The organism is Legionella adelaidensis (genome assembly GCF_900637865.1).
GTDB lineage: Bacteria > Pseudomonadota > Gammaproteobacteria > Legionellales > Legionellaceae > Legionella_A > Legionella_A adelaidensis.
The window spans coordinates 1-17,870 of sequence record NZ_LR134437.1 but is presented as its reverse complement, the minus strand read 5'-3'; the positions used below and the strand labels follow the sequence as shown (position 1 = coordinate 17,870).

The following is a 17,870-nucleotide window of genomic DNA, read 5'->3' as shown; positions in this document are numbered from 1 at the left end:
ATGTTGCCAAAAAATCAGGGATCACATCCCGCCATTACCCCTTCTTTACTAACAATTATCTTGTTAATTGTTGCTCTCATGCAATTAACCACCGATTTATACATTCCTTCATTACCTGCAATCACGCAATCATTAGGTAGCAAAATAGATATTATTCAGCTGACCTTGGCCATATATATGCTGGGTTACAGTACCTCGCATTTAGTATATGGACCTTTGTCTGATCGCATTGGAAGGAAAATTCCCATCTTAGCAGGAATAGGCATTAGCATTTGTGGCAGTTTATTATGCTTTTTTACCCCAAACGCTACCCTTTTAATTATTGGCCGTTTTATTCAGGGTATCGGTATTGGTTGCTGTAATTCTGTAGGTCGGTCTTTGGCCAGGGATTTACTAACCGACCGTCTCCTTGCCAAGGTCGGATCGCAAATAGGTATGCTCAGCGTGGTCATTCTCGCTTTATCACCCACATTAGGCGGTTACGTGCAGGATTATTTAGGCTGGCGAGCAAATTTTGCCATTTTGTTTATTTTTGGTTTGATTATGTGGGTCAGTATTTTTTTATTTTTACCGGAAACCAACAAACACTTAAATCCTCATGCGACTCAAATGAAGGTGATGAAAGAAAATTATTTACTTTTATTTCGCAGTAAAGTTTTTATGGGATATACCTTATGCTCCTGCTTTGCAGGTGCAGGGCTTATTGCTTACTTGACTATTGCCCCCTTTCTTTTTCAAGAAAAACTGGGACTTTCTCCTATACAATTTGGCTGGTTGGCATTTGTGGTTGCCGGTAGTATTTTTGTTAGCGGATTTATTAATAACAAAATGGTACTAAAAAAAGGGATTCGGGTGATGGTATTGATTGGCTGTATTTTAATGTTTATTGGCGGTCTACTCATGTTGTTATTGCTCGCTATCAAAACCTCCGTATTAACCATTTTGATCCCTGTAGCAGTTTTTAGCCTGGGGGCTGGATTTAATTTTATTAATGCTTTTGCCGGTGCTTTTGATCCTTTTCCTAAAATGGCGGGAACTACAGGAGCGTTATTTGGCGGCATGCAAGACATATGTGCTGCCTTCGCAAGCGCCCTAGTGGCATTATTAAAATTACAGGATCAATACTTACTGGCATTGATTTTAGCCACCCTTGGTTTATTGTCGATTTTTGCCTGGAAATATTTAGCGTCTATTTCAGCAAATTCGATAAAATGAGGGTTTTTTGCTGCAACCGCCGCAACTTTTCTGGCAATCTTGATCTTCGCAAGCCCGGATAACTCCCTTTTTCTCCCATACTGCTAGCATGGGTAATAATGCAACTTCATCAATATTAAATTCTCTACTTAATTGCTGAATACTTACTACTTGCTGTGTATAAATGAAATCACGAATTTTTAAGAGCATGCAAGGATTCTCCTTCTTGATTTCGTTAGCCTAAAAAATAGAGTAATAGATGAAAATAATAAACCTATTAAAGTGGCTATCCACAATAGCGAATAGAATGGATGAGAAAGACAAGTAGCTAGTTGATAAAATAGGACAGCACTAGTATAGGCAATTAATAATGACCAAATAATAGAAAACCACATCCATTTTTGTTGGGTCTCTTGTTTTATTGCAGCCATCGTTGAAACACAAGGAATATATAAAAGAATAAATAATAGATAAGCAAAAGCAGCCGCTTTGTTATTGAAGTAGTGAAACATAATCCCGAACGCAGGGCGAGATAACCCATCTGCAGGAACATTTGCCGAAATGGGATGGATTAAAGCAGCCCCCAAGTTGCTTAGATTTGCCGGGATAGTTCGTATCGCTCCAAACATTAAATCGCCAAAATCAAAAGATTGTGAAAATACTTGATGTACATTTCCTATTTGCGAATACAGCGAGTTTAGCGAGCCTACCACTACCTCTTTGGCTAGTGTGCCTGTCAATAAACCCACGGTAGCTGGCCAATTTTCATTGGTAATCCCCATTGGATGAAATAACGGTGTTAAAAATTGTCCTAATTTGGACAAGATGGAGTCGGGGCTTGCCTCTAACCCATGCGTTAACCCATCTAAAGTTAATGCATTTAAAAAGCCAAGAATTAAACATACGGGAATAATTAATTTTCCCGCACGTATGATGAAATAACGTAAACGATTATAAGTATCTTTGAATAATCGATTCCATGTCGGTTTATGATAAGCAGGTAGCTCTAGAATTAAAGGGGCTGCTTTTCCCTTAAATACGGTTTTCCTTAAAAGCAAGCCTGTTAATACAGCCATTACTATGCCAATAAAATAGAGACAAAATACAATATTTTGTCCCCCCTGAGGGAAAAATGCAGTCACAAATACAGCATAAATGGCTAAACGTGCACTACACGACATAAAAGGACTCATTAGAACTGTCAATATACGGTCTCTTTCACAGTCTAAAATTCTAGCCCCTATAATAGCCGGAACATTACAACCAAACCCAACGATCATGGGAACAAATGATTTACCCGGTAACCCTAAAGCGCGCATGGCTTTATCCACAATAAAAGCCGCTCTTGCCATGTACCCGGAAGACTCTAATAAAGATAGGAAAAAAAACATAGCAGCGATTACCGGGATAAAACTCACTGTCGTGTTGATCCCCTTACCAATTCCGTGAGCAACTAAAGCAATTAACCACCCTGGAGCATGAAGATTAGTCAGCAAGTACTCCGCTCCCTGGACAAAAATTACATCGCTGCTTATAGAAAAAAAGTCTTGAAAAGCGCCGCCAATATTTATAGCAAACAAAAACATGGCATACATTACGGCGAAAAAGATAGGTAGAGACCAAAAACGGTTTAAGACTACACGATCAATCCTTGCGGTTAAATAATCACTTGCATCTGATTTTTTTTCCTGGGTACGAATGACAATATTATGGACCGCTTGGTAGCGGGCATCGGCTAGTAGAATATCCGTGTCAATTGGCCAGTGCTCTTCTTCCATTTTTGGTAGCTTTTGTGCTAGTAAAGTATCTCCTTCTGCTATCCTGTTAGCGATATACGCGCTTAATTTTTTCGATAACCCTGCTTGGTTTATTTTTTCTTCCAATTGATTCAAGTTTTGATAAATTTCTGCAGGGATTTTTAAACTTAAAGGGATAGGTCTTTGGGGTGCTAGTAACGATTTTTTTAACTCTCCAATACCCATACCACGGTGCGCTTGAATAGCAACAACAGGGCAATGAAGAATATGAGATAAGGCCTCAACATTAATAGAAATATCCCGCTGTTTTGCCAAATCCATCATATTTAAAGCAATAACAATGGGCTTTCCTAATTCCAATAATTGACTGGTTAAATACAAATGACGCTCAAGATGGCAAGCATCTATGACATTAATAATGAGATCCGCTTCACCGAAAGCGATAAAATTGGCGGCAATGATTTCATCCTGGCTGGCTCCTTCTGACGAACTAACCAAAGAATAAATACCAGGTAAATCCGTGATGTCTACTTTTTGTTGGGCTAACTGCAAAGAACCTGATTTTTTTTCCACAGTCACGCCAGGCCAATTACCAACCTTCTGATTATCGCCCGTTAGAATATTAAATAAAGAAGTTTTTCCACAATTAGGATTGCCGACTAATACAACTTTAGTCATACCCGCTCCCAAAGCAAATGCAGCGCCTCTTCCTTACGTAAGCTTAGTGAAGTTCCACGGACTTCAATTTGTAAAGGGCAGCCCAAGGGAGCAAATCGAATAATAGCAACCTCCGTGCCATTAGTTACCCCTAAAGAAAGCAACTTACGTCGATAAAGAGTAGGAGTTTGTCCAAAGCTTATTAAGCGAACACGGTCTCCTTTATTTAGCTCGTTAATGGTCAACATGTCGACATATAAAGAAATAAAAAATCAAGTTTACCACAAATGATATCGAGAATCATTCTCATTTATAAAATTACTTTATCGAAACTCTGTCTGGTTCACCTCACAACGATAAAAGAGGGCTCTTTTCTCATCGCTCTCTTCTAAGATAACTAACTGACTGCATCTCTTCCAATCGGCTCAAAGTTCGCTGAAAAGACTTTCTGACTTCCCCGCTCAGATACAGCTGCTTTAAAGGCACCGCAGCCGAAAGAATTAAACGGATACCTTTATCATAAAAAACGTCCACTAAATTTGTTAAAAGAATGGCACTCACCGTATCATCATTTTTTAACTGCGGTACTTCACTAATAAAAACGGTATCGTAACGATCACTAATTTCCAGGTAATCCAATTGACTACGCGGTATCGAACAAATGACATTAAACTGAAACCAAACCGCCCGTTCACTACTTTTTATACAGGGAATCACCCGATTCTGAATTATGATCTCACCCTTTTCCTCAATATTTTTAGCAATAGAGCGAAATTGTTTTTCAAGTAACTGATGCGTCTCATTCGTTAAGGGGGATAAATAAGCTTCTAATACCGGCGTTCGGCCTAAACGGTAATCACAATTTTCGGCAAGTACGAGGATCTCACAATGCGTTTTAATAAGTTCAATCGCGGGTAAAAACCGCGCTCTTTGTAATCCGTTTAAATATAAATCATCCGGTCTCGTATTGGAGGTAGCAATTAACACCACGTCATGGGCAAAAAGTGCCTGTAATAACTCAGAGAGAATCATAGCATCCGCAATATCTTGTACTAAGAACTCATCTAAAAAGAGAATTCGGGTTTTCTTGGCAAGCTCGTTGGCAATAATTTGCAAAGGATCTTTGTGTCCTTGCAGCCTGCGTAATTGATTATCCACTTGCTGCATAAAATGATGAAAATGAAACCGTACTTTATAGCGTTCCTCTACATTTTGAAAAAATAAATCTAAAAGAAATGTTTTACCTGAGCCTACTGGCCCATAAAGATAGATCCCTTTAACATACTTTTTACGTCCTCTTTTGAACCAAGTATGCTTCGGTCTTTTTAATGTATCTCCCAGATTTTGCAGTGAGGGAAGAATTTCTATTTGCAAGGGATCATTTTGAATTTCTTTGCGCTTAACGGCCAGCTCATATTGTTGCATCAAATTCATAAAGAAACCTTAAAGGTAATACATTCTTTTAAACGATCTTTTAACTCAATTAATTTTCCATGGAAAAAGTGTCCTGTCCCTGAAAAGTTTAGTAAAGATATTGACGACGATCTTTTTTCAACAAATTCATATACCACCTCCGGTGGTACCACCTCATCTTCATCGCCTTGAACAACCACCCAAGGTTTCGTAATTTTAAATTCAGTATAGTCATAATGATGAATAGGCGGAGCAATAGTAATTAAGAGTTGATGGGGACATTGTGCCGCAGCACGGTAAGCTACGTAAGAACCAAAGGAAAAACCAGCAAAAATAAAACGTGGGGTTAAGACGAGATCCTTAAACTCACGTGCCAGGAACAACATATCTTCACTCTCTCCTATCCCGTGATTATATTCTCCCTCTGATTTCTCCACCCCACGGAAATTAAAACGTACACTGGCAATCCCATGCTCTCTAAAAGCACGTGCCATGGTAGTGACCACTTTGTTTTGCATTGTCCCTCCCTGCAATGAATGCGGATGTCCAAGCACAGCAATTAATTCAGGATGCCTCTTTTCAGGAACAAGCAACCTGGCATCTAAAATATGCCCCCCCGCACCTTCAAAAGAAAAAATATGTTCGCCAGCTTCATTTAGAAGTTCTTTACTTATCATCGCAAGCCTCAAAACGTAAATTCGTGTAACTCCTCACATTATCCCATATCTTTCTTGCCAGCTCCTAGCGGGTTCTATTACTATACCCATGCGTCGACTCTTTAAGAGCGGTGACATTTAACTCGAAAATAAATTGGAGGACTTGATCCATGAGACAGGTACCTATAGCCCTGCCATTAGCTTCCGTTTTCAGGAGGCTTTCATGAAAATCCACGACTTTAAAAGAAAAAAAGCATCGCAACAGAAAATTACCATGGTGACTTGTTACGATTATCCCTCCGCTTGTATTTTAGCAGAGTCGGATGTTGACTGTGCATTAGTAGGTGATTCGGTCGCGATGGCAGTTCATGGCTATGACAATACAATCATGGCTACCATGGAAATGATGGTTATGCACACCGCAGCAGTTGCTCGTGGGTTGAAGAAAAAATTCTTGGTAAGTGACCTTCCTTTCCTATGCCATAGGATTTCCATCGCCGAGACAATTAATAATGTGAAACAATTGTTACAAGCAGGTGCCCATGCCATTAAAATTGAAGGTGCTGATGAAAATGTTTGCGAAACCATTCATCATTTGGTGGTGTCTGGGGTACCAGTCATGGGACATATTGGCCTTACCCCTCAATCCTTGCATCAAATAGGTGGCTATATTGTCCAAGGGAAAAAAGAACAAGAAGCATTGCAATTAATAGAACAAGCCAAATTATTAGAGCAAGCTGGATGCTTCGCTATCGTTATTGAATGTGTCCCTAGACTTTTAGCAAAAGAAATTACTGATTCTCTTTCTATTCCTACGATAGGAATCGGAGCAGGTAGTGATACGGATGGGCAGGTGCTAGTTTGGCATGACATGCTCGGTCTGCAAACTGAATTTAAACCCCGCTTTGTAAAACACTTTGCTAATGGTAAAGAAGTTTTATTAGAAGGCATTAATCACTACGTGGATCAGGTGCGTAACTCTCACTTCCCCACTGCTGAATTTACATTTTGAGGTGAATAAATGGAGATTTTTAAAGAATTAAATCACTGGCGTGAATTTCGAAAAACTTTGCAAAACAAAACAATTGGTTTTGTGGCTACTATGGGAAATTTACATGACGGTCACGCTGCTTTATTTAAAAGGAGTGTACAAGAAAATCAATACACCGTGGTTAGTATTTTTGTGAATCCTACTCAATTTAATCAACAAGAAGATTTTATCCATTACCCAAGAACACTGGAAAAAGATTTTGAAATTTTAAAAAATTGTGGAGTGAATTACTGTCTTTTGCCAACTGAGACTGAAGTATATGCTGATAAATATCGATTCCAATTAACTGAAAATAATGAGAGCTTATTAATGGAAGGAACTCATAGGCCGGGGCACTTTAATGGAGTTCTCACGGTAGTAATGAAGCTTTTTAATTTAGTACAGCCTAGTCGTGCATACTTTGGCGAGAAAGATTACCAGCAACTGTCTTTGATAACAGACATGGTAAACGCTTTTTTTCTTAACATAGAAATCATTCCTTGCCCGACTATACGCGAGCAAAGTAGTTTGGCATGTAGCTCACGCAATAATCGTCTTACTCCTGAGCAAAAAGCACGTGCAGATATGTTTGCCAAAATTTTTCATGAAGGATCATCAAAAGATCAAATCAAGCAGTCATTACTCCAGGAAGGATTTGAGGTTGAATATATTGAAGAATATAAAAACAGGCGTTTTGCCGCCATTAAAATTGGAGAAATTAGACTAATTGACAATTATAGCCTTTAGTTAAAAGAAAGGACTTTGCAAAGGATTGCATATGAAGGATCAGTATCTTGTTGAGCGAATGACTAAAGAAGAAGTTGATTTAGCCATTCAATGGGCGGCAAAAGAAGGATGGAATCCGGGACTTCATGATGCGGATTGCTTTTATAAAACGGATCCTCATGGCTTTTTTGCTGGTAAGCTGGCTGGTGAAATTATTGCAGCAGGATCCGCGGTTATTTATGATAAACACTTTGCTTTTTGTGGTTTTTACATAGTAGAAGACGCATACCGTCATAAAGGTTATGGGCTAGAACTAACCAAAAAACGTTTAGAGTATATTGGTTCGCGCAATGCCGGGATAGACGGGGTTACAGGAATGTTAAACAAATATGCGCGATTAGGTTATAAGCTTGCTCATAATAACGCGCGCTATCAAGGAAATATGCAATATTCCATTGCTTCTTCTAATCCTGCTATTGTTTCGCTGAAATCCGTTTCATTCTCTGCTCTTTCTAAATACGACCAACGCCATTTTCCTGCAAAAAGAGACACTTTCCTGCAATGTTGGATTAATCAACCAGGGGCAAAGGGATGTGCGTTTCTTAGAAAAGGAAAGATTGCAGGATATGGTTTGATTCGGCCTTGCATAAAAGGTTTCAAAATTGGCCCGCTTTTTGCCGACTCCCCATTCATTGCCGAAGAGCTCTTTATTAATTTAACCGCCCATGCGTATGGAGAACCTTATTATTTAGACATTCCTGAATGCAATGAAAACGCAAAGGCTCTCGCCAGAAGGCATAATATGGAAAAAGTCTTTGAAACGGCACGGATGTATTTAAAAGGCGCCCCCAAAATAAAACTGGAACAAATATACGGTATTACTTCTTTTGAGTTGGGGTAGTCATGCGAGATATGCAGGGATATGGAAAAAATCCACCAACATTTGCATGGCCACAAAAAGCAAAGCTTGCCATTAATTTTGTAATTAATTACGAAGAAGGAGCAGAGTTATCTCCGGTTAATGGCGATCGGTTCGCAGAAACCTACGGTGGAGAATTTCCTCTTTCTCCAAGACCTGAGGGAATGCGTAATCTTAGTATGGAATCCTTATTTGAATATGGCAGTCGTGTAGGAATTTGGCGATTGCTTGAGATCTTTGATAAAAACAATGTACCACTTACGTTTTTTGTAGTTGGTCATGCCCTTACTCTCAATCCTGCTTTGACTACCTATTTAACCAACAGTACACATGAAGTAGCAGGACATGGATGGCGCTGGTTAGACTACCATTCGTTAAGCGCGGAGGAAGAAAACAACCACATCAACCAGTGTTTAACGACATTACAAAAACTGACTACAAAAACAATTTCCGGATGGTATACAGGCAGGAGGAGTATCCATACTCTTGATCTTTTAAAAAAATACCCGCAATTAATTTACCATTCGGATAGTTATGCAGATGACCTACCCTATTATACAAATCAACAATTAGTGCTTCCGTATACTTTGGATTGTAATGATTTTAGATACACTACCAGTCCTGGCTTCAGCCATGGAGATGCATTCTATCAACATTTAAAAAATACATTTGATTTTCTGTATCAAGAAAAAAAACCTGCCATGATGACAATTGGTTTACATCCAAGGATTAGCGGCCATCCTGGCCGCGCTTACGCTATTTTAAAATTCGTGGGATATTTACAAAATTATCATGATGTTTGGATAGCACGCAGAATAGACATCGCAAATTTTTGGCTTAAAAATTACCCAGCCTGAGAAGACTCCACCAAAATTTGCTTTTGCTTTCTGGACAAGGCGCTAGCTGTTATTAGTGGCGGCAAACACATTAATATTAATCCACCAATTAACATAATTTCATATTGTGTTTGGCTTCCTACATTAATATGTTCAGGAGGAATAAAGCTTACCGCCAAAGTAGTAGAGGCCCCGATAACCCCGATGCCTGCCACGACTACCAAACCCAATAACCCCCCAGGAATTTTAAAAGCACGGGGGTGATGAGGTGCTTTTATACGCAACCATACAGCAGCAGCAAACATTAATAAATACATTAACATATAGAGCTGCGCTGCAAGGGCAGTTAATAACCAATACGAGCCATTCACGCTAGGCATAAACAAGAAGAAACTGGATAACACAGTAACGATGACCGCTTGCCCTATCAACATTAACATAGGCGCGCCATGTTTATTGGTTTTTTGAAATATTGCAGGTAAGTTTCCATCTTCTGCAGCTACTAATAATCCCTTAGTGGGTGCAATAATCCAATTACTGACACTACCCAACCCGCCCAACACCAACATAAGGGCAACAAAAGGCATAAACCAAAGCATATGATATTTTGAGAAAAACGCATCAAATGCCTGCATAATTCCGGCGACTAAATTAATATCATGTTGCGGAAGAACCACAGCAATTGCGAGAGAACCTAATATTAAGGTGCTTAAAATAATACCTACAGAATAAACCAAGGCTTTTGGAAATACTCTTTGTGGATTAACAACATCATTGGCGTGTACTGTTGCAATCTCAATACCGCAAAAAGATAACATAATGGCTGTTAATGAAACCCACATGGAAGTATCTTGCCAATGAGGGGCAATATGGGCTGCATCAAATTGAATTTGTAAGGGATTGCCATTCATAATCCATACCGCACCAAGCCCTATGATTAAAGACATGGGAATAAGTAATCCGGAAATGGCACATACATTGCTAAATAATGCAGAGGAGCGCATGCCGCGCCAATTAATGTAAGTAACGCTCCAAAAAGACCCAACGATTACCAACCATAAGAAATAGGGATTACTTGCAAGCGCAGGATTAAACAAATACCCAATACTACCCGCCACAAAGGATAATAAAGTAGGATACCAGATTACATTCTCAATCCACTGCAACCATATGGCCAAAAAGCCAGTGCGTTTACCAAACGCTTCTTTCACCCAAATATATATACCACCTTGCTTTGGCCAGCCGGAGGCTAATTCTGCGGAAACCAGGGCCGTAGGAATTAAAAAGAAAATAGCACCGAGGATGAAAAAGAAAATTAATTGACTGCCAAACAAGGCGGTAGCCGGTAAGTTACGAATACTATCTACCGAACCCACCGTAATCATCGTTAAACTAAATAATGTCAATGTGTGTTTTTTACTCATTACCTTCCTTTACCCACATTAAAGATTGGGCAATTATATAAAAGATTTCTTAAGAAAACCTTAATAATCGTTCAAAAAAAAGTCAAAGAATTCTATTCGTAGGACACTATCACTTTTTAGCGCACAAATTTCAAGATATACTTGTGATTTTTTGCCAAAACCTACCTATATGCGCTAGGATAATTTCATCAGGGATTTTTGCGGCGAAATTATGCGAGTTAGCTCTTTAGCTGTATTTCTTTTAACTTTTTGTTGTATTAATGCTGTTCAGGCCACGGTAGATAAAATACTTTGTAACAATGCAGATAAATTGTTAATTAATGCCCAATTCATAACCATGGATCCAAATAAACCTGATGCTAATGCTCTGGCAATTACGCAAGAACGTATAGTAGGCGTCGGGGATAAAAATGAGTTATTGACTGTTTGCCGCGGCACTAATACACAAGTTATAAATTTAAACGGCGATACAGTAACCCCAGGTTTTATTGATACGTATTCGCATTTCTTACTCTTTGGTTGGTTAAGTGAGAATGCTCTGGATCTTTCATCTACCAATGCTTTACATAAAAAAGATTGGAAGGCAGTAAAAAATATTAATGAGTTTCTTACTTCTATCAAAGAAAATCTGGGCAAAAAGGAACAAGACTGGATGGTAGTCTTTGGTTACGACCCTTCACGCATTAAGGGAAAACATTTAACTATCGAAGACCTAAATGCCATCACCAACCAGGAACCACTACTCATTATTTATAATTCACCACAAATAGTTCAGCTTAATACCGCAGGGATTGAAAAGATAAGACAAATGATCCCCTCTTTAGAAATACCCGATAATGGTGTCCTCCACGGTCAAAATTTAAACCAACTGTTTTCACAATTGATTGATCATGAAACTGCTAAAAATGCCATTCAAAAATCAGCTTCTTTTTATTCACAACAGGGATATACAACAATCACCGAATCCCAAGGCCTTAATCAATGGCTTCCCTTATATAATTCTTTTACAAGCAACGGGAATTTTCCTCTGGATGTTATTTTCAATTCCGATTCCATTAATACTAAAAAACGTATGGAGCTAATATATCAAGATAATCCACGGCTGTTCTCTGGACCGGTTATTTTGTCTCTTGATAACTCTTTGCAAGGCTATTCGGCATTATTAACCGCGAATTATTATCAACCGCACCCAGAAAAGGGTAATTCCTGGCGAGGCTCTTTAAACCAATCGCCTCAGCAGATTGATGAAACATTAAATATAGCTGCCAAACAAAAAATTTCCTTAGGCATTGAAAGTCAGGGGGACGCAGCAACAGATTATGCTTTAAACAGAATTCAAAGTATTCAAATGAAAGATGACAAAAGTTTTAAACCGATTTTTATAAATAGCGCTTATGTTCGTGCAGACCAAATGGCGCGCATGCAAAAATTATCTATTAAAGTTAATTGGTTTACTCCGCAGTTATATTACTGGGGGGAAAGTCTGTGTCATGAAGTATTAGGTCCACAACGAGCCAACCAACTTTTACCACTTGCAAGTGCAAAAAACACATTTAACCATCTTAGTTTCCATGCCAATTCCCCCTCTTCTCCACCCATACCTCTCGATATAATGAAACAAGCCACAGAACGCAATGTTCAATCCTGGAATTATCCCTACAATACCCACTGCCCAGAATCTTTAGGTGCAATAGAAAAAATTTCCACCATGGATGCTTTAAATGCATTTACCTTAGGAGCCGCAGAACTATATGGTTTACAAAAAGAAAAAGGATCTCTAGAGGTTGGAAAATTAGCGGATATGACTATTCTTTCCTCTAATCCCCTAGACAGCTTGGAAAATTCGCAAGTCAAAGGAACCATCATACGCGGCCAGCTCAGATGGAATAACCCAGAGCTAACGCAACCGCTTACCCGTTAATACATCATAAATAGCGCTTGGATTTTGAGCTCCTCCCAAGTCCCCATTGACGAGGAAATCAATACCTTGAGGAAATTGCTTAAAAAGACTTTCTTTATCGCGCGCTGGCTCAAAACCTGTAATATTGGCACTGGTTGAAATAATTGGATTATCTAACGCTAAGCCACGAGCAATAGGGTGAGCGCTCATTCGAATTGCTATTGAATTCCAGCTCCCACTCAACCATTGAGGAAGCGTCTCTGCCTTTGGGAAAATCCAGGTAACCGGCCCTGGCCAACTCTGTCTCACTGGTTTTAATTGTTCTTCTGAAAGAGGTTCAGTTAAAGAGTAAAGCTGTTCCCAGTTGGAAATTAACACAATAAAACCCTTCTCTATAGGTCTGCTTTTCAACGCTAAAAGTGTATTTACTGCATCCATATTAAAAGGATCACACCCTAAGCCATAAACAGCTTCGGTGGGGTAGGCAATAATACTTCCTTTCATTACTTCTTCTCTTGCTTGCAATAAAGAATGGATAATTTTCATTGAGTCATACCGGCCATATTAAAACAATAAACAAAATGTTCAAAATTTGAATTTAATTAAAAATTATTATACAATCTCAAGCCTCGAGTTAGCAGTAGGGTCATTATGTCATTAATTAAAAAAATTATATTACTCTTTGTTTGTATCTGGAGTAACTGGGCTTTTGGTCATGAGGTTAGTCTAAGAGAAAAAATCGGTCAAATGTTAATTTTTGGGTTTCAAGGAAAAAATGTAACAGAAGACTCAGACATAACCCGCTCTATATTTATGTATAACCTTGGCGGGGTAATATTGTTTGATTATGATTATCAAAGCAAGCTGTATGACAGGAACATAGAATCACCAGAGCAGGTGCAACTATTAAATACCTCCCTGCAAACATTTACAAAAAAAGCCAATAAAAAATACAAAAGACCCAATTTACCTCTGTTCATTTCCGTAGATTATGAAGGCGGGCTAGTTACACGTTTAAGTGAACAATATGGATTTCCGGCTACTTTCTCTGCAAAACAACTAGGACAAATGTCAATCAGTGATGCAAAATTGCAGGCTGAAAGTATGGCAGACACTTTAAAAACTGCTGGCTTTAATTTAGATTTCGCCCCCGATGCCGATTTGGACGTGAATCCTGAAACGTCTTTTATTAGTAAGAAAGAGCGAAGCTTCTCTGCCGATCCCGATATGGTTTCTCAATATGGAAAGACTTTTTCACAAGCTTTTCAAGAGAAAAAGATAGAGTGTGCATATAAACATTTTCCTGGCCATGGCAGTGCAGCAGGCGATACGCATTTAGGGTTTGTAGATGTAACGGACACTTGGTCAAAAGAGGAGTTAATTCCCTTTGTTCAGCAAATAAATGAACCCAATCATTGCCATTTTCTAATGACAGCGCATGTAGTTAACAGACAAATCGAGCCTTCAGGAGTTCCTGCAACGTTATCTTATAAAATTTTAACCTCCCTTGTTCGTGAGCAATATAATTTTGACGGGATTATTATTAGTGATGACATGCAAATGAAAGCAATTGCTGCAAATTATGGCCTTGAAGAGGCATTAACAATGGCTATCAATGCTGGGGTAGATATGTTAATTTTTGGCAATCAGGTCGCGGAAGTTCCTCAAAATCCCAAAGAAATCATTGACATTATTGAGAAACAAGTCAAAAAAGGGAAGATTAAAAAAGAAAGGATTGAAAGTGCATATAATCAAATTATTAAAGTAAAAACCCGATTATTATAAAATTATTGAACCTAAAAAAAGCTGCAGATCCTTTATGGCTACTTTTTTTAGGTTAATAATCAATTTCAAAAAACCGTTGGTCGTAACGGTAACAATACCATTGTAACTTCTGACCTTTTTCTTCAATAATGATAGGAATCATTTCTAACGCACCCAAATCCGTTTTAGGATGTATATAACAAACCCTGGCAACGTGTAAAATCTCAATAAAATGATAGCCTCTATTTTCTTGCACGTAGTCATTTGGAAATTTATAAAAACCTTGATGCAGTATTAATTCTAAAGGACGTCCTTGGATTACAATGCGGCTTGCCCAAGAAGAATTCGCAAAAAGTAAAAGCACTAAAAGCCAACTTATCTTTTTTATCATAAAAGCCATCCTTGACCTGTAGGTTGGCGCCGAAGGCCCAACAAAACGATGTAAATAAAATTGTTGGGCCTTCGGCGCCAACCTACTTTTGATAAAGTATAGTATAAAATCATACCCGGGCGCGTTCACGGGCACGATTTTATCGTGCTTAATTCAAGCTTTATTCTTCGCTAATCTTATTAATGCTAATCACTTCAACTGGAACATCCCCATGTCCCATTTTATTAGCAGTTTTCACTTTAGCAATTGAATCGACCACATCCATCCCTTCAACCACTTCACCAAACACACAATACCCCCAATGGTCTAATGTTTCTGCTTGATGATTTAAGAATGCATTATCAGCTACGTTTATAAAAAATTGAGCCGTTGCAGAATGCGGATCCATGGTTCTTGCCATTGCAATAGTACCGCGTTTGTTAGGCTTGGCAGACTTTGCTTCGTTTTTTATTGGAGCCTTGGTAGATTTAGTTTGCATCTCCGCGTTCAAGCCCCCTCCCTGGATCATAAATCCATCAATTACCCTATGAAAAATAGTGTCTTCATAAAAACCTTCATTTACATAGTTTAAAAAATTGGCAACGGTTTGCGGGGCATTTTCTTCATCCAATTGAATACGAATATTACCTTTTGATGTTTCTATTACTACCATTTGTGCTCCTAATCCTGTGGGTTTTCGATTATAAAAGAACGCATTTTAGCACAGACATCATGTAATACATGAATATTGTGTATACTTGCCAATGCTGTAAAAGCAGTCGCTTTTTGTTTAAATAAATGATGTAAATAACTACGACTATAGTTCAAACAGGTATAGCATTTGCACTCTGCCATTATTGGAGATAAGTCATTGGCATATTGCGCTTTTTTTATTTGTAATCTGCAGTCAGGATGTTCGCTTTGAAATACTAGCCAATTATTTTTCTTAATAACCTCCCCTGCATACAAAGCGCCATGTCTGGCATTGCGGGTAGGGGCAACACAATCAAACATATCCACACCCCAAGCCACAACATCCAGAAGATCCTGCGGAGACATACCCACTCCCATCGAATAACGGGGTTTATTTTCCGGTAAAGATTTTTGTATCCACCGCAATAATTCAACTGTTTTGGGCATGTCAAATCCTACTGTCTCACCTCCAATTGCAACGCCGTCGGTATTCATCGTTGAAACAAAATCGGCGCTCTCTTGCCTTAAGTCCTCATATATTCCCCCTTGCACAATCCCAAACAATGCCTGCGGGTACCCATAAGAGGAGAGGGGATGATCTTGATGGTAAGCGACAGATTGTTTTAACCATCGATGGGTTCTTTGCATAATATGTTGGACTTCTTCTCGGGAACAACTATCCGGAGTACATTGATCAAAAGCCATTATAATATCAGCACCAATAATTTTCTGGGTTTCGATCGACATTTCCGGGGTCATATGAATCAGCGTTGAAGAATTAGGTAGACGAAAATGAGCGCCTTTCTCATCTATAAAGCAAATTTCTTTATTCTTTGATAAGCTAAAAACTTGAAAACCACCGCTATCAGTTAACATGGGACCGTCCCAACCCATAAAAAGATGCATACCACCTGCCTTTTTAATCACCTCCATTCCTGGAGCACAAAGCATATGATAGGTGTTTCCTCCTAAAATGATCTGGCTACCTGCTGTTTTTAACTCAAGCGGGGTCATGTTATTTACACCTGCTCGCGTACCCACAGGCATAAATACGGGTGTTAAAAATTCGCCATGGGCAGTAGTTATTTTAGTAACCCGTGCAGAATTATATTTACAACGATAAAGGATTTCAGAACGAAAAATACTCATTTAATTACGGTGTATAAGTTATAGGCGTTTTTTTTAAACGCCAGAAAAGAAAACCACTTAAAAATGTAGAGAATATAAAATAAATAGCGGCCCACCCCGCCATACTCAAACCCCATAGCCTCCAAGTGGACTCGGCACATTCTCCATCGCCCCAAAAAAGAGCATGCGCTACTTCTTGCCAAGGAAAATAACGAATTAAAACATCTAAGCCAGGTAAACATGCAGGAACATTCTCGGCAGAAAGAGATTGTAACCATAATTGTCTACTAACGAAAAATATGCCAGCTAGCGAAAAGAAAACTTGCCAAAATGTTATTATTCTTGCCCTTTTTAAAGTCGATAAAAACATACCTGATAAACACAAAAAAAATATAAAAAAAATGCAGAGTCGTTGCATAAGGCAAAGGGGGCAGGGCTGCAATTCCTGAAAATATTGAAAATAAAAAGAGGAAAAGAGGACGAACGTTGTGGCTAAAAACAATAAACTCTCAAAAACACGAAAAATTCGTTTATTCATTTATGGCTCGAGGACATATACAAAACAGCATTCTTTATTTCTTCCTCTGTACACTCGGCACAGGTGCCTTTAGGAGGCATCGCATTGATTCCGTTTATAGCATTTTTCAAAAGTGTTTCCTGCCCTTTTGCTAAGCGAGATTTCCAATCTTCTTCTACACGAAATTTTGGCGCACCAGCAATACCTGTACCATGACAGGTGCCGCAATATTTTTCATAAATTTCCTGTCCAGATTCTTTCGGGGCACTTGCTTGCGTGTTTTCTTGTGGAGGAGTCTGCGCGGTATTGATTTGTTCTTGTCCTTGGACTTTGACCTGTCCCACAGGACTGATTCGTTGTTCTATTTGAGAACGCTCAAAATCATCAACAGCTGCCCACAATAATTGAGACATCGTAAAAAAAATCAGACCCATGGCTGCGCGCATGAAACCTTCCGAATTGTTAATCTTCGAAAAATCATACCGACAACTGAGAAGCATTTCCAGCAAAGATACGAATTAAATTATTAATGCAGCGCCTTCTTTGGCAAGCTCATAAATTACAGCACCCGTAGTAACAGCAGCAACAGGTAATGTACCTAACATTAATGAGGTTGACATGACAAAACTGGCTAAAAGCATAATTCCAACGTTTAAACTAAATCGTAATAAAGTTGGACCCATATCGTTTCCTTCTGTGGCTCCAAGAATACCTAGAACCCCCATCCCAATTGCAAAAGGAGCGGCGATTGCAGCGCCTGCTAAAGCTCCAATAGTAGCTGCTGTGGCTATAGAACAAGTGCTAAATCCGAATGTAGAGAGAGCCATCACACCAATAGCGCCCTGCATAGCACCTACTACCCCATAAACTGCTGTTTTTAATGGAT

20 protein-coding genes are annotated in these 17,870 nt (G+C 38.9%); 7 read left to right on the top strand and 13 right to left on the bottom strand.

Annotation, left to right across the window (positions count from 1 at the left end):
- On the top strand, positions 1-1,215 hold the full coding sequence (locus EL206_RS09510; RefSeq protein WP_058462136.1) for a multidrug effflux MFS transporter: 1,215 nt from the start codon (positions 1-3) through the stop codon (positions 1,213-1,215).
- Here EL206_RS09510 and EL206_RS09505 read toward each other — a convergent pair.
- The 5 genes from EL206_RS09505 to EL206_RS09485 form a co-directional block, all read right to left on the bottom strand.
- On the bottom strand, positions 1,195-1,404 hold the full coding sequence (locus tag EL206_RS09505) for a FeoC-like transcriptional regulator (protein WP_058462137.1): 210 nt from the start codon (positions 1,402-1,404) through the stop codon (positions 1,195-1,197). The genes EL206_RS09510 and EL206_RS09505 overlap by 21 nt on opposite strands.
- Positions 1,395-3,629: a Fe(2+) transporter permease subunit FeoB gene (feoB, locus tag EL206_RS09500; RefSeq protein WP_058462138.1), complete on the bottom strand. Its 2,235-nt coding sequence runs from the start codon at positions 3,627-3,629 to the stop codon at positions 1,395-1,397. The genes EL206_RS09505 and feoB overlap by 10 nt, the downstream gene beginning before the upstream one ends.
- A complete protein-coding gene (locus tag EL206_RS09495; protein ID WP_058462139.1) occupies positions 3,626-3,856 on the bottom strand; it encodes a FeoA family protein in 231 nt (76 codons plus the stop codon). Before EL206_RS09495 ends, feoB begins: the two co-directional genes overlap by 4 nt.
- Before the next feature lie 127 nt (positions 3,857-3,983).
- Positions 3,984-5,042, bottom strand: a complete 1,059-nt coding sequence (gene zapE, locus EL206_RS09490; RefSeq protein WP_058462140.1) for a cell division protein ZapE — start codon at positions 5,040-5,042, stop codon at positions 3,984-3,986.
- Positions 5,039-5,698, bottom strand: a complete 660-nt coding sequence (locus EL206_RS09485) for an alpha/beta hydrolase (protein ID WP_058462141.1) — start codon at positions 5,696-5,698, stop codon at positions 5,039-5,041. Before EL206_RS09485 ends, zapE begins: the two co-directional genes overlap by 4 nt.
- A 202-nt stretch (positions 5,699-5,900) precedes the next feature.
- On the opposite strand from EL206_RS09485, the gene panB reads away from it, so the two are divergent.
- From panB to EL206_RS09465, 4 genes are read left to right on the top strand one after another with little or no spacing between them, the layout of a single operon-like run.
- Positions 5,901-6,689, top strand: coding sequence for a 3-methyl-2-oxobutanoate hydroxymethyltransferase (gene panB / locus EL206_RS09480; RefSeq protein ID WP_058462142.1), 789 nt, complete (start codon positions 5,901-5,903; stop codon positions 6,687-6,689).
- A 9-nt stretch (positions 6,690-6,698) separates the two neighbouring features.
- Positions 6,699-7,454 (top strand): pantoate--beta-alanine ligase, encoded by a 756-nt coding sequence (gene panC / locus EL206_RS09475; RefSeq protein ID WP_058462143.1) that lies wholly within the window; start codon positions 6,699-6,701, stop codon positions 7,452-7,454.
- Positions 7,455-7,485: 31 nt separating this feature from the next.
- Complete coding sequence (locus EL206_RS09470; RefSeq protein ID WP_058462144.1) at positions 7,486-8,334, top strand: GNAT family N-acetyltransferase; 849 nt, start codon at positions 7,486-7,488, stop codon at positions 8,332-8,334.
- A gap of 2 nt (positions 8,335-8,336) precedes the next feature.
- On the top strand, positions 8,337-9,209 hold the full coding sequence (locus EL206_RS09465; protein WP_058462145.1) for a polysaccharide deacetylase family protein: 873 nt from the start codon (positions 8,337-8,339) through the stop codon (positions 9,207-9,209).
- Here the strand turns inward: EL206_RS09465 and EL206_RS09460 are convergent.
- Entirely contained in the window at positions 9,197-10,612 is a 1,416-nt protein-coding gene (locus tag EL206_RS09460; RefSeq protein WP_058462146.1) for an APC family permease, read from the bottom strand. The genes EL206_RS09465 and EL206_RS09460 overlap by 13 nt on opposite strands.
- A 211-nt stretch (positions 10,613-10,823) precedes the next feature.
- Between EL206_RS09460 and EL206_RS09455 the strand changes: the two genes are divergently transcribed.
- Positions 10,824-12,533 carry an amidohydrolase gene (locus tag EL206_RS09455; protein WP_058462147.1) on the top strand — a complete coding sequence of 570 codons (1,710 nt, stop codon included), beginning with the start codon at positions 10,824-10,826 and terminating at the stop codon, positions 12,531-12,533.
- On the opposite strand, the gene tsaC is transcribed toward EL206_RS09455, so the two are convergent.
- Entirely contained in the window at positions 12,510-13,058 is a 549-nt protein-coding gene (gene tsaC / locus EL206_RS09450) for an L-threonylcarbamoyladenylate synthase type 1 TsaC (protein WP_058462148.1), read from the bottom strand. The genes EL206_RS09455 and tsaC overlap by 24 nt on opposite strands.
- A gap of 105 nt (positions 13,059-13,163) precedes the next feature.
- Here tsaC and EL206_RS09445 point away from each other — a divergent pair, with 105 nt between their 5' ends.
- Positions 13,164-14,297 carry a glycoside hydrolase family 3 N-terminal domain-containing protein gene (locus EL206_RS09445; protein ID WP_058462149.1) on the top strand — a complete coding sequence of 378 codons (1,134 nt, stop codon included), beginning with the start codon at positions 13,164-13,166 and terminating at the stop codon, positions 14,295-14,297.
- A 52-nt stretch (positions 14,298-14,349) separates the two neighbouring features.
- Here EL206_RS09445 and EL206_RS09440 read toward each other — a convergent pair whose 3' ends face one another.
- The 6 genes from EL206_RS09440 to EL206_RS09415 all read right to left on the bottom strand — a co-directional run bounded on the left by EL206_RS09440 (position 14,350) and on the right by EL206_RS09415 (position 17,832).
- Entirely contained in the window at positions 14,350-14,667 is a 318-nt protein-coding gene (locus EL206_RS09440; protein ID WP_058462150.1) for a hypothetical protein, read from the bottom strand.
- A 160-nt stretch (positions 14,668-14,827) separates the two neighbouring features.
- A complete protein-coding gene (locus EL206_RS09435) occupies positions 14,828-15,319 on the bottom strand; it encodes a peptidylprolyl isomerase (protein WP_058462151.1) in 492 nt (163 codons plus the stop codon).
- Between the two features lie 8 nt (positions 15,320-15,327).
- Positions 15,328-16,488 (bottom strand): tRNA guanosine(34) transglycosylase Tgt, encoded by a 1,161-nt coding sequence (gene tgt / locus EL206_RS09430; RefSeq protein ID WP_058462152.1) that lies wholly within the window; start codon positions 16,486-16,488, stop codon positions 15,328-15,330.
- Between the two features lie 4 nt (positions 16,489-16,492).
- A complete protein-coding gene (locus tag EL206_RS09425) occupies positions 16,493-17,005 on the bottom strand; it encodes a disulfide bond formation protein B (protein ID WP_058462153.1) in 513 nt (170 codons plus the stop codon).
- Complete coding sequence (locus tag EL206_RS09420) at positions 17,002-17,397, bottom strand: c-type cytochrome (protein ID WP_058462396.1); 396 nt, start codon at positions 17,395-17,397, stop codon at positions 17,002-17,004. Before EL206_RS09420 ends, EL206_RS09425 begins: the two co-directional genes overlap by 4 nt.
- A 105-nt stretch (positions 17,398-17,502) precedes the next feature.
- A complete protein-coding gene (locus tag EL206_RS09415; RefSeq protein WP_141117190.1) occupies positions 17,503-17,832 on the bottom strand; it encodes a hypothetical protein in 330 nt (109 codons plus the stop codon).
- Between the last annotated feature and the right edge of the window lie 38 nt (positions 17,833-17,870).

Excerpts from the sequence above, each read along its gene's own strand:
- EL206_RS09510 (WP_058462136.1), top strand. The coding sequence starts at position 1 with ATGTTGCCAAAAAATCAGGGATCACATCCCGCCATTACCCCTTCTTTA.
- EL206_RS09505 (WP_058462137.1), bottom strand. The coding sequence starts at position 1,404 with ATGCTCTTAAAAATTCGTGATTTCATTTATACACAGCAAGTAGTAAGT.
- feoB (WP_058462138.1), bottom strand. The coding sequence starts at position 3,629 with ATGACTAAAGTTGTATTAGTCGGCAATCCTAATTGTGGAAAAACTTCT.
- EL206_RS09495 (WP_058462139.1), bottom strand. The coding sequence starts at position 3,856 with ATGTTGACCATTAACGAGCTAAATAAAGGAGACCGTGTTCGCTTAATA.
- zapE (WP_058462140.1), bottom strand. The coding sequence starts at position 5,042 with ATGAATTTGATGCAACAATATGAGCTGGCCGTTAAGCGCAAAGAAATT.
- EL206_RS09485 (WP_058462141.1), bottom strand. The coding sequence starts at position 5,698 with ATGATAAGTAAAGAACTTCTAAATGAAGCTGGCGAACATATTTTTTCT.
- panB (WP_058462142.1), top strand. The coding sequence starts at position 5,901 with ATGAAAATCCACGACTTTAAAAGAAAAAAAGCATCGCAACAGAAAATT.
- panC (WP_058462143.1), top strand. The coding sequence starts at position 6,699 with ATGGAGATTTTTAAAGAATTAAATCACTGGCGTGAATTTCGAAAAACT.
- EL206_RS09470 (WP_058462144.1), top strand. The coding sequence starts at position 7,486 with ATGAAGGATCAGTATCTTGTTGAGCGAATGACTAAAGAAGAAGTTGAT.
- EL206_RS09465 (WP_058462145.1), top strand. The coding sequence starts at position 8,337 with ATGCGAGATATGCAGGGATATGGAAAAAATCCACCAACATTTGCATGG.
- EL206_RS09460 (WP_058462146.1), bottom strand. The coding sequence starts at position 10,612 with ATGAGTAAAAAACACACATTGACATTATTTAGTTTAACGATGATTACG.
- EL206_RS09455 (WP_058462147.1), top strand. The coding sequence starts at position 10,824 with ATGCGAGTTAGCTCTTTAGCTGTATTTCTTTTAACTTTTTGTTGTATT.
- tsaC (WP_058462148.1), bottom strand. The coding sequence starts at position 13,058 with ATGAAAATTATCCATTCTTTATTGCAAGCAAGAGAAGAAGTAATGAAA.
- EL206_RS09445 (WP_058462149.1), top strand. The coding sequence starts at position 13,164 with ATGTCATTAATTAAAAAAATTATATTACTCTTTGTTTGTATCTGGAGT.
- EL206_RS09440 (WP_058462150.1), bottom strand. The coding sequence starts at position 14,667 with ATGATAAAAAAGATAAGTTGGCTTTTAGTGCTTTTACTTTTTGCGAAT.
- EL206_RS09435 (WP_058462151.1), bottom strand. The coding sequence starts at position 15,319 with ATGGTAGTAATAGAAACATCAAAAGGTAATATTCGTATTCAATTGGAT.
- tgt (WP_058462152.1), bottom strand. The coding sequence starts at position 16,488 with ATGAGTATTTTTCGTTCTGAAATCCTTTATCGTTGTAAATATAATTCT.
- EL206_RS09425 (WP_058462153.1), bottom strand. The coding sequence starts at position 17,005 with ATGAATAAACGAATTTTTCGTGTTTTTGAGAGTTTATTGTTTTTAGCC.
- EL206_RS09420 (WP_058462396.1), bottom strand. The coding sequence starts at position 17,397 with ATGTCTCAATTATTGTGGGCAGCTGTTGATGATTTTGAGCGTTCTCAA.
- EL206_RS09415 (WP_141117190.1), bottom strand. The coding sequence starts at position 17,832 with ATGCAGGGCGCTATTGGTGTGATGGCTCTCTCTACATTCGGATTTAGC.